Source organism: Spirosoma pomorum, from assembly GCF_054776615.1.
Genome location: NZ_BAAHBP010000006.1, coordinates 12688 through 26807, shown reverse-complemented (window position 1 = coordinate 26807; position 14120 = coordinate 12688). Strand labels below are relative to the sequence as shown.

Sequence of the window (14120 nt, the reverse complement as noted above, 5' to 3'; positions counted from 1 at the left end):
TCAGTGGTTGGCTTCGTTTAAAACGGCTGCCAGGGTTCGTTGGACCAGGGCTACCTTATATTCATTCTCCTTCGTGGGCCGGGCCCCTTTCAACAGTTGGGCGGTAAATGCCTTCGCTCCTGATGGCAGCAGGGATTCGGCCGACTCTATCCGCCAGGGTCGGGGTGCTATCCCCCCCACGGCCACCCGGCCCGTGCCATCTTTCTGGAGAATAGCCCCCACCGAGACCAGGGCAAAAGCGTAGGAGCTACGGTCGCGTACTTTGTGGTAAATATGCACTCCACCCACCGGTGGCGGCAGGACGACACTAGTAATTAGTTCGTTTTTCTCCAGCGTCGTTTCCTGGTGCGGAGTCTGACCCGGCAAGCGGTAAAGCTGGTCCAGCGAAAGGGTGCGTTTGGCACCGTTGGCCTTTACCGTTTCTACCGTCGCGTCGAGGGCGCGCATAGCAACAGCCATGTCGCCCGGATAGGTAGCAATGCACGAGTTACTGGTGCCAATAATGCCCAGTTGCCGACTAAAGCCAGCAATGGCCGCGCAGCCACTACCGGGAACGCGCTTGTTGCAAAGCTGGTTGGTGTCATAAAAATAGGGGCAACGGGTACGTTGAAGCAGGTTACCGGCGGTGGAGGCTTTGTTACGCAACTGCCCTGACGCACCCGCCAGCACGGCTCTGGCCAGCAACCCATAATCCCGACGTACGATGGGATGAGCCGCCAGATCGGTATTGCTCACCAGCGCCCCGATGCGCAGGCCTCCAACCGGAGTTGATTCGATGGTATTAAGCCCAATTTTGCCAATGTCGATGATGTGCTGTGGCGCTTCGATTTCCAGCTTCATCAAATCAAGCAGGTTGGTACCCCCGGCCAAAAATTTAGCCCCCGGCGTTCGGGCCGCGGCAGCAGCCGCTTCGGCGGGCGTGTGTACACGTTCGTAGGTGAAAGTTTTCATAGGACACTAATGAGGTTAATCCCGGGACGGGTTGAAGATGGCGGAGACACGTTGTACTAAGCCGATTTCTGGGCCACTTCGCTCATCGCTTCGGCAATATTGGAATAAGCCCCGCATCGGCAGATGTTGCCACTCATCCGTTCGCGTAGTTCCATATTGGTAACCTGTGGTGTATCCAACAGACTGGCGCTCACGTGGCTGGGTATACCGGCCTTGATCTCATTCAGTACGCCTACCGCCGAGCAGATCTGCCCTGGTGTGCAATAGCCACACTGGTAGCCATCGTGCTTGATAAAGGCCGCCTGCATGGGATGGAGCTTGTCCGGTGTTCCCAGTCCCTCAATGGTCGTTATGGAATCACCCTGATGCTGCAGGGCCAGCGATAGGCAGGCATTGATACGCTGGTTATTGACCAGTACCGTGCACGCGCCACACTGCCCGTGATCACAGCCTTTTTTGGTGCCCGTAAAATGCAGGTGTTCCCGGAGGGTATCGAGCAGGGTAGTTCGGGTATCCAGTTCCAGGTCGTGGGGTTGCCCGTTCACCGTAAACGACACCTTTGCCAGCGATAGAGGAACGGTATGCTGCGGAGCCGCCTGTGTACCTGTCACGTTCACCAGGGTAATAGCGGCAATCGCAGCGGTCGTTCCCGCAATCATTTCACGCCGACTAATTGTCAACTCATTTGACTCTTCCATAGTATTGCCGTTTCACAGGGTTAATTGGTAGCTGTTCGTTTCAGCGAGCTAACACCCTCCTGGAGAGGGGTACCAAACACAAAGTTCGACACTTTATAGATTGAAACTTATACTAAAACCAGTGCTTGTTTTATGAAAACCATAGATTTCTACACTGACTTTAGTTTTAAAAGACACCATCTGAACGAGGAAAGCACATGCTGAATCGTGCTCCTAGATTGCCCATTGAAAAAAGAGAAATAGCCACCGGAGCCAGTTGGGCTTGACTGCTTCTGTCCTGTTCTCAAACCAGAGAAGGCAGAAGCTCCGCTTGTCTGGATTTATTTATTGATGGCCGACAATCTTATGGGGAATGTAAGGTTCTTCCAGAAAGGCTGTTTCTTTAGCGCTCAGTTCAATGGCTAAAGCACGTAGGGCATCTTCGAGATGGGAAAACTTCGTCGCGCCAATGATGGGAATGGTTACGGGTTGGCGTTGGAACAGCCAGCCCAGGGCAATCTCAACCCGTGCTACCCCCCGTTTTTCGGCGAGTGAAGCTACCCGGTCAATGATCACCCGATCCGCTTCGGCGGTTGCATCATATTTGGTTTTGGCAATCGAGTCCTTCTCGCTTCGCTCAGTCGTTGCGGTCGTGTCCCTGGTTAATCGGCCAGCAGCAAGCGGGCTATACGGAGTCAGGGCGATCTGTTCCGACTGACAGTAAGGAATCATCTCCCGTTCATCTTCCCGGTAAAGCAGGTTCAAATGATTCTGCATAGAGACAAAACGTGTCCAACCCTGTTGTTGAGCCACAGTGTTTGCCTTCTGGAACTGCCAGGCATACATGGACGAGGCACCGATGTAGCGGGTCTTACCGGCTCTCACCAGGTCGTGTAGAACCTCCATTGTTTCTTCAATGGGCGTTGTGTAATCCCACCGGTGAATGATGTAAAGATCGACATAATCGGTTTGGAGCCGTTTAAGGCTTTTGTCCATCTCGCTTAGGATGGCCTTACGGGAAAGCCCCTTTCCATTGGGTCCTGGGTGCATTTGGCCCCATACTTTGGTCGCAATGACCACTTCATCGCGGTTGGCACACTCCTTCAAAGCACGGCCCAGAATCTCTTCACTGTTGCCAAAGGCGTACACATTGGCCGTATCGAAGAAGTTAATCCCCAGTTCCAGCGCTTTCTGGATGATCGGGCGGCTTGCCGTTTCATCCAGTCCCCATGAATTGTGTACCCAATTTTCCGCCCGACCAAATCCCATGCAGCCCAGGCATACCTGAGAAACGTCTAATCCGGTGTTTCCAAGCTTTACGTACTTCATCACGTTACGTTTCGTTTTAGCGGCTCACTGACGGAGCGGAACCGAAAGACGTTGCAAAAGTAACTCCGTCAGACAGGCAGGGGTTAACAGATATCAAACCAAAAAGTAATGATTTCAACCTATTGTTTTCGGTAGGCATTAGGTACCTGATCGGCTACGCGTTTAAAGTAATTATTGAAGTGAGTGGGGTAGTCAAAGCCCAGTCCGTAAGCGATTTCGGCAATACTCCAATTGGTATGTTGTAAAAGTGCTTTGGCCTCACCCACAATTCGTTCGGCAATATGCGTAGTGGTTGATTTGCCCGTAGTGGTTTTAACGGCCCGGTTCAAGTGGTTAACATGGATCGACAGCCGGTTAGCATAATCCTGAGCCGTACGTAAGGTGAGAGGTCGTTGAGGGGCTTCAATAGGAAACTGCCGTTCCAACAGGTCTAAAAATAAGGCGGCAATGCGGGAAGCTGCGCTTTTGTTTTTAATAACCTTATCGGAAGGCTGGATTTTTAGGGCTTCATGCACAACAAGTTGAATATAATTTCGAACCAGTTCATCCTTAAATGGATAATCGCCATCCTGCTCCTGAAGCATTTTTTCAAATAAGGACTCAAGAAAGGCCTGCTGTCCCTGGTTCAGGACAAAGACAGGCCGCGCGCCAATTTTGAATAGGGGGGATTGCTGAATGCTTTCCAGCCGTCCGGCAACCTGGAGAAATGTTTCGTTGAATAGACAGGAATAGCCCGTATGAGTTGGCGAGAGCAGTTCAACCGAGTAAGGTACATGGGGGTTAGAAAAGAATAAAAAGGTTCCTTTCACTTCCATACTTTGGTCGGCATAATGAATGAGCATGTGGGAAGTGGACAGGACGATCTTATAAAAATCGCGACGATTATAGGTCGGGGCTCCACTTTCCGTCGCGTCAAATTGATACACATTAAAACCTCGAAGCTTTAAGTTCACGGTATTGGCCTCGTTGATCGGGTTCACTACTTGCTGATTCATGGCCTAAAATTAATGAAATCAAGCATTTTCCTAGGATCTAGAACCCCCTTAAATGCTTAAGGGTTGGTCAACCAGCATAAGGGGTAGGGGTAATGTCTTGTCCTGATTTTATTCGGACCTTTTTCTGAACACGGAATGGGGAAGGGGCATTAAGCGAAAAATGGCCTCTTGATGATTAGAAAATCCGTTCACTTTTCTTGTTAATCTAATAGCATAGTTTTTAGCTTTTTCTGACCAATTGTAACCGGCGTAACTAGTTTAGTGGACAATCGTTAGTTACTATCTCTAGAAACAGGAAGATGGAATTTCATTCGTTGACCATTTCATATCCAAAAGACCATGAAGTTCGGTTACGCCCGTGTCTCTACCCATGAGCAAATCCTCGATTTACAAATCGATGCGCTAAAAGCGGCCGGTTGCGAACGGATCTACCAGGAGAAAGCCAGCGGCAGCAAGGCTGAACGACCCGAGTTGGTGCGAATGCTTGACCAACTCAGGACAGGGGATACGGTCGTTATTTGGAAACTTGACCGACTAGGCCGATCACTAGCTCATCTCATCAAACTGGTTAGCGATTTGGAAGAGCAAGGTGTGGGACTGCTTAGTCTAAATGACCCTATTGACACCACGACGCCACAGGGGCGACTTGTCTTTCGCATTTTTGCCAGCTTGGCCGAGTTCGAGCGGGATGTAATCCGCGAGCGAACGATGGCCGGCGTAGCCTCAGCTCGTAGGCGGGGTCGGTTACTGGGCCGTCCCAAGGGCTTGACTAAACAGGCCGAGCAAAAAGCCCGGCTGGCAGAGAGTCTTTACAAAGATCAGAATTTCTCGGTCGAGCAGATTGCCCATGAACTGCATATATCGAAAACCACTTTATACAAATATCTCCGGCATCGGGGTGTTCCTATTGGTTTACCTCCTGACTAAGTCCTGGAGGATAGCCTGCTACTTTCAATTCCGCAAACCTTTCTTCACTTCCGGCAAAATCGCGGTCCGCCTTCTCGCTCGAGTTTTGATCTTGATGCTACTGGAACATTAGCCAAACAATCGTTTGAATAAATTGATACATTACTCAGCAGTAGGTGACTACCTGCTGGAGTTAGATTTCTAACCCACAGGATGTCCCAAATAAGACGAAACTTAACTGAAGGTGATCCAATTTTCATCTAAATTACTGATGTAACACATGGTATATAAGATCTTCTTTTCTTGGCAACTCGATACTGACCCTACTTATAACAAATACTTGATTAGCCAAGCGGTAAAGGACGCAATCAAAACCATAAAAAGTAAATATCAGACTGATGTATCTATTGATTTGGCTTTGGACCGAGCAGATGACTCTAATCAACCCGGTTCACCTAACGTCGTTGGATTGATTGAACAGAAAATACGTGAATGTCATATCTTTTTAGCTGATGTCACTTTTGTAAACAGATATCGTACCTACATAACAGATAGAATTAAAGCACGTAGGAAAGGTGGCATTAATAACAACGTAGTTATTGAATTAGGCCAAGCAAAGGCTTTAATCGGCGACGAACGAATCATAAAAGTTATGAATGTCGCCTATGGTAAGATTGGCACTAAACTTCCATTTCCATTTGACATTGAACAAGACCGCTATCCGATCACGTACGAAGCTGAATCAGATATTGATTTAAAACAAACAACTAAGCAATTAGCGTCTGTACTGGAGAGTGCTATTCTGGTTATTATTCGTCAGCATGAGACGTTGCGCAAGAAACGATTTGTGCCACTGAAGACATTTTCAGAATGGTCTACATACATACAGCTAAGCAGCCACTTCGTTACACATAAAGCGTATGAGACGTTATTCGATATAGTGAAAACGTCTTTATCAGCGGGTTCAGTTATACGGGTGGTAGGTTTACCAGGGACGGGCAAGACTCGTACGGTCTTTGAGGCGTTGCGGCTGGCCTCGGCCGACGAAACCACCCTACCCCTTACGCAAGCGGTGCTGTATTATGATGCTCAAGGTGAAGATACAACCCATCTGGCAGATCTTCTTCACAACTTAACGGCCACGGGTGAACGATTCGTTTTTGTAATTGATAATGCATCAGTGCGGTTGCATTCTCAACTCAGTGCACTTATTAGCCGATCAGGTTGTCAATCGTCTTTAATTTCTATTGCTCCGACCACCGAGACCCAGTTACCAGCGGATCGTTTAACGCAAGTTGTTGATTTGACGGAGCCCATTGTAAAATCCGTTTGTGAAGCGATTCTTCGGCAAAAGTTTCCAAGAGCTGATGCATTCACTCTGAGCCGGGCAGTCAATTTTATGGGGGCATTTCCAGCACTAGCGGTTTTATTAACCCAGCAAGATGAACTCAATCCTTATGCTTTAGCCGAACTAACGCCTGACAACTGGGCCGATCAGGTGCTTGGTTCAGCAGAACGGCAATCCGAACATCGCGCCGTTTTGCAGACCTTATCCTTATTTACGGAAGTTGGCTACGAGCGGGGTGAAGAGATAGAAGCTAAGTGGATTGCAGGTAATGATCTATTAACATCCTTAACCGGTACGCAGCAGCAACGGTGGCAAAAGTTCAAACAGATCGTTGAACTACACCGACAACGGGGCATTATTCACACGATTGGTCGTAATATTCAAATACAACCTCAGCATTTAGCCTTGCGTTTAGCGGAGGAGTGGTGGGAGTCGAGAGACACCACCGATGCAGTTGACCTGCTCAACGGGCTGGATGAACAGCCAGCACTTCGAACTAACTTCTTGAGGCAAATCAAACACCTACGCAGCAGTTCGACGGTTCAGGAAACCGTCAGCAGGCTGTGCGGAGTGGCTGGTTATTTTATAACACCAGAACGTGCACTTTCCGCTGATGGAGCGTCATTGCTACACTTCATGGCTGACATCAACCCAAGCGTTGTAACCGATTGCTTAGCACGGCTGTTGTTAATCGCGCCAATAGAATTGTTAGAAGAAGCGCGTGACGGCCGACGCGATTTAGTGTGGACACTACAAAAACTTTGTCGCTATGAGGCCACCTTTTTCACATCAACGCAGCTCCTAATGCGGTTGGCTGTTGCCGAAAATGAAGCTATTACTAATAACGCGACGGGTCTATTCTTACAGCTATTCGCCATCCATCTATCCGGAACCGAAGTCAGCTTTCCAGAGCGAATTTCTGTACTAAAGCAGGCAAGGAGTCAACAGAATGAAGCTTACGACGCATTAATCATAAAAGCGGCTCGGGCTGCTTTAGCCCATCAGGGCTTTACGCGTTCCGTGGATTCGGATGAACAGCTTAATCCTTGGAAGGAATTCCGACCCACCAATGTCGATATAAAAGGCTACTGGCGCGAGATAGTCGAATTAATAAGCCCATATGCCCTGTCAGCGCATGCTTACGCTGAAGAAGCAGCTAGTATTTTAGTTGGTGCTCTTCGAGGTCTAACCAATTCTGGGGCTGCAGGTCTTGTGCTACCCATTATTGATCGTATAATAGATATTGGCAACGTGGAGGCTAAAAATATCCGGCCGGCTCTTAAATCCGCGTTACGTAATGGTTCCTTACGAACGAATGACCGGGGAATGTTGGAGCAGATGTTGGCTAAAACAGAACCAACCAACTTAGAGGGCAGATTGGAATACTACGTTTATTCATATGCGGACCCAACTGATTACCAAGATATGGGTGAAGCGACTTTACAAGCGCGAGCGGAGGCATTAGTACCGGAATTTATTCAACGTCGCGATATATGGGAGCAGACGGCTCGACATCTGCTCATGGCCAATCCGTTCCACGCAACGCCATTTGCCCGCCAGTTAGCAGCTCAATTAAGTCAACAGGACCAGCAATGGTTTGTTGACTTATGGATTACTTACTTCAAACAGTTGTCAACCGGGGAGAAAACTTTAACCCTAGCTCCAATTGTGGGCTTCCTAGTGAGCGCAGGCGAAACGATTACGGACGATTTTCTGAAGCGATTAGTGGCGGACGATGCCCTCAATTATTTAGCGTTCAACCTGATACCAGCCAGCACGACTAAGCCGGAACACCTCGAGTCATTACTCACCCTTATAGAACAAAAGAAGCAGCCTATTGCAGCACTTCGTCATTTACAATACAGCAAAGTGCTAACCGAATCCCAACGTGAGTTAATACAGACATGGATGCAGCGGATTGCAGACATGGGACCGGACGGGCTTTGGGTTGCCTTGGCACTGACTTGGAATTACGTTTACGAGCGCTCCGACGACGAGTCTATATCAAACGAGCGAAGTGAATATTTCAAACCTTTGATCACTCAATGGTCACTAAACGAAGAATTAACTCAAACGCAAGGTGATGACTTTACGCAAAGCCGATGGACGAATAATCTAGTCCGCATTGCTGAAGAAACCGAAGATCCCGAAGTAGCGGTGTCTTGCATGAATCAGCTGATCCGATTTATAACGAATCAGCCGGATTATTACCCGGGTTACGCCAGTTCAAACGCCTACCGGCCGCTTAGAGCACTACTTGCCAAATTTTTTTCAGCAGTATGGCCCATATTAGGAGACGTTTTCGAACACGACGATTTTATTTTCGTCTTAGCCGATCTTTTGGGTTCAAAATCAGAAAGTCACGCAGAAATCGAAGGTTTGTTGTTCGAGGTTGGTGATCCAGATACGTTACTTGACTGGTATAGCCGACAAGAGCAGAAAGTACAACTACGCTTTGCCAATATGCTTCCAATTATGAAACCTGATGAAGTTGTTTGGCATCCCTTTACACGTCGAATGCTAGATACATTTGGAACTGATGACCTTATGCGGGCTGGAATCGTCGCCCGTATGAACACTTTTGGTGTGAATGGTTCTGCAGCACCGCTTTTTGAGATGCACTTGGCGTTATTCGAACAACTCTATCAGCATTCTTTGCCAATCGTTACTGCATGGGCAAGACGGCAGGCTGAGTTTTGCCGAATCCGAATTCAGCAGGAAAAAGATTGGTCGGATGAAGGCTTTCCTTTGGATAAAGGTTTTCCTTTCCAACTAAGCGAAAATAGACGCGAATGACTACCGGTTTTAACTTTTCAAAGTTGATCTACTGATCAGTACAGTTGCAGCTGGTCATACGCAAATATGCAATGGTAGCACGTTCACTTCGTCATAGCTCCGTTCGCTTTCTAAAAGCGGTTGAGATATCGTGAAATTGTATAACCTCAAGAAGTCGAGCAGTTGTGTATTATAACGGAATACTATTAGCTGCAACATGTTTCGTCTAATTATAAGGTTACTTAAAATTGGTAATCTTAAAATACCACAGTATCTGTTATTTTTAGTGCGTTTACACCATAACAGATGAAGCAATATATACCCAACCTTATTCCTGAGCAGCATCGCGTCTTACCGGACTATTTTCGAGAATCAGACAATTCCAATAAGAAAACAATTGCTTCAGGAGCAGACAACTTTTGGCGGACACTGGCTATTATAACCGCTATTGTTTCTCTACTCGTTTGGCCGCATCATGCCGGCTTTAGATTGTCTCTTCTTCTGTTTGCCTTCTTTTGGTCACCCTGGGGAAGGCGACGCGTTGAAAATACCTTACGATTTAAATTCACCCCTTCTCTAAGGGCGAGTGTGCTCGGTGTGTTAGCGCTATGTTCATCATTAACTGGCTATCAGTATAGCAATCAGCTGGCAGCGGAAAAGGAAACGGAACGGCTAGTAGCCGCTGCTAAACAAAAAGCGGAGCAGACTAGAATCCGCCAGCAAACGCTTCGGGAGCAGGCCGCCAGCCGCCAACGGACGCTTCGCCTAGATAGCTTACATAAGTACCTGTCCAGAGCTGATGCTTCTCTCCGAAAAGGGATACACCCGAAGGCAATCGGGCTTTATAAGCAGTCATTGCAGTTAGCCACCGCAGATAACGCTACTGAAAAGCATGAGGCTCGCGTTGGTTTAGCCACTAGCTATTTTCTGACCAAACAGTACCGGTTAGCGCTGCAAGCGTACGACCAACTCGTAGCTGCTACCTCGGATAATACTGAGCTTCGTTACAAGCGCGCTTTGTGTTATCAACGATTAGGACAGAAATCCGACGCCCTAACCGATTTGTACAAAGCTTCTAATGATGGATACGTCCCAGCCACGAAGTTGTACAACCAACTAAATCCTGAGCTTCGACGGATTCTGTACTATCAAACAGTGTGTTGCGACGGATCTGACAGTCCATCGAATGCCAAAGGGCGTGGGGCTTGTTCCCACCACGGGGGCGTTTGCGACTGGAATAAACCTATCTACCAAACCTACCGTAAATATGATTTTAACGGCCTTTGAGCATCGACCACTAGCACCGCAAAGCTTCATGCAACGGCTACTAAACCAATATCCTGAAGAGAATGCAGTTATTGAACTAAACAACCTGTTGGCTGAAAGCCCAATTCGATCCATTACAAACACGACCATTCAAGCTATTGAGCAGAAGTATGGTCTGTCGCTGCTCAAACAGTTTAAACTGAATCTGGAGGAGTTTTATGCCGTTCAGCTCAATTACGCGTTGACTGACCAGCACCTATCAGAAGACGAGTTAGATGAGCTTAATCATTTACGTACCCTGTTGCAGATTCCCTCCGCAAGCGTCGAGATGATTCATGCTCGAATCGGCGAAGTCGTTTATCGGCGCAGTTTTGAAGAAGCTCTGCAGGATGGACAACTCTCAGCCAAGGAACGGCTATTCCTGACGGAGTTGCAACAAACCATTTCGTTACCACCTGAGCTAGCCGAAACGATCTCCCAAGAAGTGCGGGAAAATTACCTGGCTCGCTTTATCGATCAATACGGCGCTGACGCTCGCATTACTCCAGAAGAAGAAATGCACCTACGCATGATCAGCAAGAATCTGGGGATAAAACCAGATCGTGCCACCAAGCAGACATTAGATCGTTTCAAACTCTACTGGGCACTGGAGAACATAGAGTTACCACTGGTTGACATAGCTGTTCCTTTACAAAAGTCGGAGCATTGCCATTACCAGGTTGAAACCGTGCAATGGTATGAAGAACGGGCAACAGACCGGCGTAGCAGCTACACCGATCACTTTGTTTATGATAAAGTGTTCGAAGAAATTGACGTACAATCAGGGAATTCAACCACTCGTAAAGAGAGATTCGATCTGTTGAAGCGAATTGATGAAGGTAGTCTCTTTGTGACGAATAAGCGGCTCATTTTTGTTGGCGTGACCAAGACGTCTTCCATTAAACTGAGCGCTATTTCGAATCTTACCGCTTATAAGCAGGGAATCTGGGTGGGTAAGCTAACGGGTAAGAGCCCATTATTGATGATGAAAAGAGATGCCGATGTGGTAACGCTAATTTGTCGACGGTTGTTACGCGCTTAGGTTAGCTCCGAGCTTACTACTTTAACTCATTGTGTCAGAGCCAGCCAACAGGTCGGGAGGCTAAGCCAACTGCTAACTTACTGATAAAGCCGGCAAACTGTTTGACTCCATTGGCTTTGTTGGAAAAACTACTTCTCCTGCTCAACGGCCTGCAGAATAGTCAGCTCAACCAACCATCTTTCTGGCAGATCTTCTCGGGTAATTGCCGACATATACAGGCGATGTTCGGGGTAATTGAAATCAAACTTTACGTAGCCCTGCTGATGCCGGGAGAACCACTGTCCGAACAAGCGGCTCCTGGCCCGTTCATGATCATTTTCCGTACTGCACACGTAAAGCAGCACTGCTTTGGGCTTGTGCTCAAAGAATAAACGTAAGGTTTGACTGACAGTGGGCTCTATCCGAGGATCTTTCCGATCGAAGGAACCAGACACCGGAAGTAGAGAGAAGGAAAAGACTGAATCGGCAAACGGAGTGTCAGGCAGATAATCGGAATCGGAGACAAAATCTAAGCGGTAAGTTGCGCCTAAGTCGGTTTTAAAGGCAAAACCCGTTTCCGTCTCACTTAGCGGGTAAGGAGAAAGGCTTGACGAATTTGACATTAGCGGGCTTTCTTGACTCATCGCCACTTTTGTAATGTTCCTCCAATTGCTTTTTTTCCTGGGCTAACTTTTGAGCTAAATCCGCGAGATGTTTTATTTTCGTTGCCATAGCAATTTCTTTTGTCTAAGTTGTCTACAGGCACTTCGGGTCCAGGCTAATGACGCGTCAGTATAATCATAACCTGGTAAAGAAACGCAAATTTGATGACTTTAGTTGATATGCCTACGTATCGCTGGGCTGACCAACAATACAATATAGCCAGAAATGTTCACTGGTCGAAGATCGCAGCCACATCAGCATTGCTTTAAAACAACAATGATGGGCTCTATCTGTATCGTCGAAACTTCCTGCTCGTAAGTATGCGAACGATGCTGAGCTTACTTGCGATGATCTTAAAATGTCCCTGTTCTAATATATCGTATACAAGTGGATATTGGGAGCGAATTTGTCTACAGCAGCGGCCCCATCAAAAGCGAGCAACAAATTGTGTATGTGATAACGGTGTAGTTATACACTTCTTCTAACCAGAAAACCCAATTGCAACCCATTTATTGACTAGACCGCAAGTAAGGTCGTTTAACCGGATTTTTCGAGATGAATGTTTGAACGATCACAGGTTCTCATGGCTAGAAAGATAAAGCCTTAGCGACAAGAATACACTTTCGACACCATAGTTCTCTGGATGGACAAACATCGGGTGAATTTGGAAAGGGGAGAGAAAGTAGAAGAAATGATTGTCTGATCCTCAATCGTTGAGCGATCCAGTGATCGAAATGACCTTAAAATGACCTTAAATGATAAACGGAACTATTTTATTAATATTATATTAGCATATTACTCTAGAATGAGCTCAACAGACCCTGCTTACTCTTATAACTTTTTATTTGATCTATGATCAACTGTTGTCGACTACTTGTGAATTTTAAAGGGGCATACCTATCATCAATTACTTCGAACTTAAATTTTTTGGCAAATGATTTAGCTCTGTTACCCATATTTGTAGCATATTCATCAGATTTCCCCATCGCCTTAAATAAATCAATACATGCCCATTTTACTAACTCGAAGCGATCAATATGGAACATTGACTGGCGCATACTTTCGTATTTCAAACCATAAGAAGTAATAATAGCTTTAATATCGTCTTTAGTAATACCAATTAGCTTAGCTCTATAATCCCACCAGTGATCTGGTTTAGAACTTAATAAATATTGAGCGTAATGTTCTTTCTCTAAAAATTTTTGGACTGTAAACAATCCCATTATTTCTGCCAGTTCCATCAAGGCATCAATCTGCTGTCCAGTAAGAAGTTTTCCATCTTCCTTTTGCTGCTCAAGAGATAGCAAATAGCTTCTTATCTGTCTTCCTATTTCATTGTTCTGTATTATAGCAATGTTTTTTGCCATGTCTAACTTAACAGACCAATCTCTTTCCTTTCTTATTTCTCCGCTTTTTAGTTCTACAGGCTTTGAAAATTCCCAGTACTCTGTATTTTCCTTAAACCCATAACCAACCATAGTTTTAAACCATTGCAAAAAGGGCTGATCAGGCTTGAGACTTTCGTATAATTCACTAGCCCATACATAAGGTGTACCTTTTTGTGAGTAACGCAAACTTATCATTAGATGTAAATTCTGGGATGAATCAAATATAATAAAGTTAAACTTGTATACTGTTTATTTACAAAGAACTAAAAGAAATGTTGTTACGCGTGCTATTACATATAGCATGTAATAGTACCATATTATACGATTAAGTGACTGATTTTCAGAGAACATATAAAGGTTCTACTTTAGTACTATACATTGAGGATACAGTACTACAAAGGACAGAGCCAGGTAGGTGCTTTTAAATGTTGTGATCTAGTTGCGTTAAATCTAGCAATAGTACTAGAAATGGTTACATGTAAGCATTATGGTCAAACTCAACAAGTGAAATGGTATAGTGTACCCCATTGTCTGTACCACCATTCGGCCAAACGAAATGGTTAGTTGACAGATTTATGTTCGTTTTTCTTCCCTTCCATTAATACCCTTGCCGGTGTGCGGTAGCCCAACGACTGATGGGGACGTTGAGTATTGTAGTACTGAAAATACTTGACCAAACCCGCCCGCAACTCACTACCGGTTTGGTAATTTCGCAAATAAACATCCTCATATTTCAGCGTTCGCCAGAACCGTTCCACCGCA

The 14120-nt window shown here is 46.2% G+C and carries 11 protein-coding genes; 4 read left to right on the top strand and 7 right to left on the bottom strand.

Annotated elements, in window-relative coordinates; genetic code table 11:
• The 4 genes from ACYVAD_RS09310 to ACYVAD_RS09295 all read right to left on the bottom strand — a co-directional run bounded on the left by ACYVAD_RS09310 (position 1) and on the right by ACYVAD_RS09295 (position 3952).
• Complete coding sequence (locus ACYVAD_RS09310; protein WP_164043898.1) at positions 1-951, bottom strand: FAD binding domain-containing protein; 951 nt, start codon at positions 949-951, stop codon at positions 1-3.
• 56 nt (positions 952-1007) lie between these two features.
• Positions 1008-1649, bottom strand: coding sequence for an aldehyde dehydrogenase iron-sulfur subunit PaoA (gene paoA, locus ACYVAD_RS09305; RefSeq protein ID WP_164043897.1), 642 nt, complete (start codon positions 1647-1649; stop codon positions 1008-1010).
• Positions 1650-1973: 324 nt separating this feature from the next.
• The gene (locus tag ACYVAD_RS09300; RefSeq protein WP_164043896.1) at positions 1974-2957 is read right to left on the bottom strand and encodes an aldo/keto reductase; all 984 of its coding nucleotides are present in this window, start codon (positions 2955-2957) and stop codon (positions 1974-1976) included.
• 119 nt (positions 2958-3076) lie between these two features.
• Positions 3077-3952, bottom strand: coding sequence for a helix-turn-helix domain-containing protein (locus ACYVAD_RS09295; RefSeq protein ID WP_164043895.1), 876 nt, complete (start codon positions 3950-3952; stop codon positions 3077-3079).
• A gap of 339 nt (positions 3953-4291) precedes the next feature.
• On the opposite strand from ACYVAD_RS09295, the gene ACYVAD_RS09290 reads away from it, so the two are divergent.
• The 4 genes from ACYVAD_RS09290 to ACYVAD_RS09275 all read left to right on the top strand — a co-directional run bounded on the left by ACYVAD_RS09290 (position 4292) and on the right by ACYVAD_RS09275 (position 11328).
• The gene (locus ACYVAD_RS09290) at positions 4292-4879 is read left to right on the top strand and encodes a recombinase family protein (RefSeq protein WP_461139226.1); all 588 of its coding nucleotides are present in this window, start codon (positions 4292-4294) and stop codon (positions 4877-4879) included.
• Positions 4880-5138: 259 nt separating this feature from the next.
• Positions 5139-9002, top strand: coding sequence for a hypothetical protein (locus ACYVAD_RS09285; protein WP_461139225.1), 3864 nt, complete (start codon positions 5139-5141; stop codon positions 9000-9002).
• Positions 9003-9578: 576 nt separating this feature from the next.
• The gene (locus tag ACYVAD_RS09280; protein WP_461139224.1) at positions 9579-10268 is read left to right on the top strand and encodes a hypothetical protein; all 690 of its coding nucleotides are present in this window, start codon (positions 9579-9581) and stop codon (positions 10266-10268) included.
• A 28-nt stretch (positions 10269-10296) separates the two neighbouring features.
• Entirely contained in the window at positions 10297-11328 is a 1032-nt protein-coding gene (locus tag ACYVAD_RS09275) for a hypothetical protein (protein ID WP_461139223.1), read from the top strand.
• Between the two features lie 128 nt (positions 11329-11456).
• Here the strand turns inward: ACYVAD_RS09275 and ACYVAD_RS09270 are convergent, their stop codons facing one another.
• The 3 genes from ACYVAD_RS09270 to ACYVAD_RS09260 all read right to left on the bottom strand — a co-directional run bounded on the left by ACYVAD_RS09270 (position 11457) and on the right by ACYVAD_RS09260 (position 14116).
• Positions 11457-11930, bottom strand: a complete 474-nt coding sequence (locus ACYVAD_RS09270) for a DUF6169 family protein (protein ID WP_461139222.1) — start codon at positions 11928-11930, stop codon at positions 11457-11459.
• Positions 11931-12770: 840 nt separating this feature from the next.
• Entirely contained in the window at positions 12771-13544 is a 774-nt protein-coding gene (locus ACYVAD_RS09265; protein WP_461139221.1) for an antA/AntB antirepressor family protein, read from the bottom strand.
• Between the two features lie 374 nt (positions 13545-13918).
• Positions 13919-14116: an integrase core domain-containing protein gene (locus ACYVAD_RS09260; protein ID WP_461139220.1), complete on the bottom strand. Its 198-nt coding sequence runs from the start codon at positions 14114-14116 to the stop codon at positions 13919-13921.
• Positions 14117-14120 lie beyond the last annotated feature (4 nt).

Coding starts and splice junctions, on each gene's coding strand:
- ACYVAD_RS09310 (WP_164043898.1), bottom strand. CDS start 951: ATGAAAACTTTCACCTACGAACGTGTACACACGCCCGCCGAAGCGGCT.
- paoA (WP_164043897.1), bottom strand. CDS start 1,649: ATGGAAGAGTCAAATGAGTTGACAATTAGTCGGCGTGAAATGATTGCG.
- ACYVAD_RS09300 (WP_164043896.1), bottom strand. CDS start 2,957: ATGAAGTACGTAAAGCTTGGAAACACCGGATTAGACGTTTCTCAGGTA.
- ACYVAD_RS09295 (WP_164043895.1), bottom strand. CDS start 3,952: ATGAATCAGCAAGTAGTGAACCCGATCAACGAGGCCAATACCGTGAAC.
- ACYVAD_RS09290 (WP_461139226.1), top strand. CDS start 4,292: ATGAAGTTCGGTTACGCCCGTGTCTCTACCCATGAGCAAATCCTCGAT.
- ACYVAD_RS09285 (WP_461139225.1), top strand. CDS start 5,139: ATGGTATATAAGATCTTCTTTTCTTGGCAACTCGATACTGACCCTACT.
- ACYVAD_RS09275 (WP_461139223.1), top strand. CDS start 10,297: ATGCAACGGCTACTAAACCAATATCCTGAAGAGAATGCAGTTATTGAA.
- ACYVAD_RS09270 (WP_461139222.1), bottom strand. CDS start 11,930: ATGTCAAATTCGTCAAGCCTTTCTCCTTACCCGCTAAGTGAGACGGAA.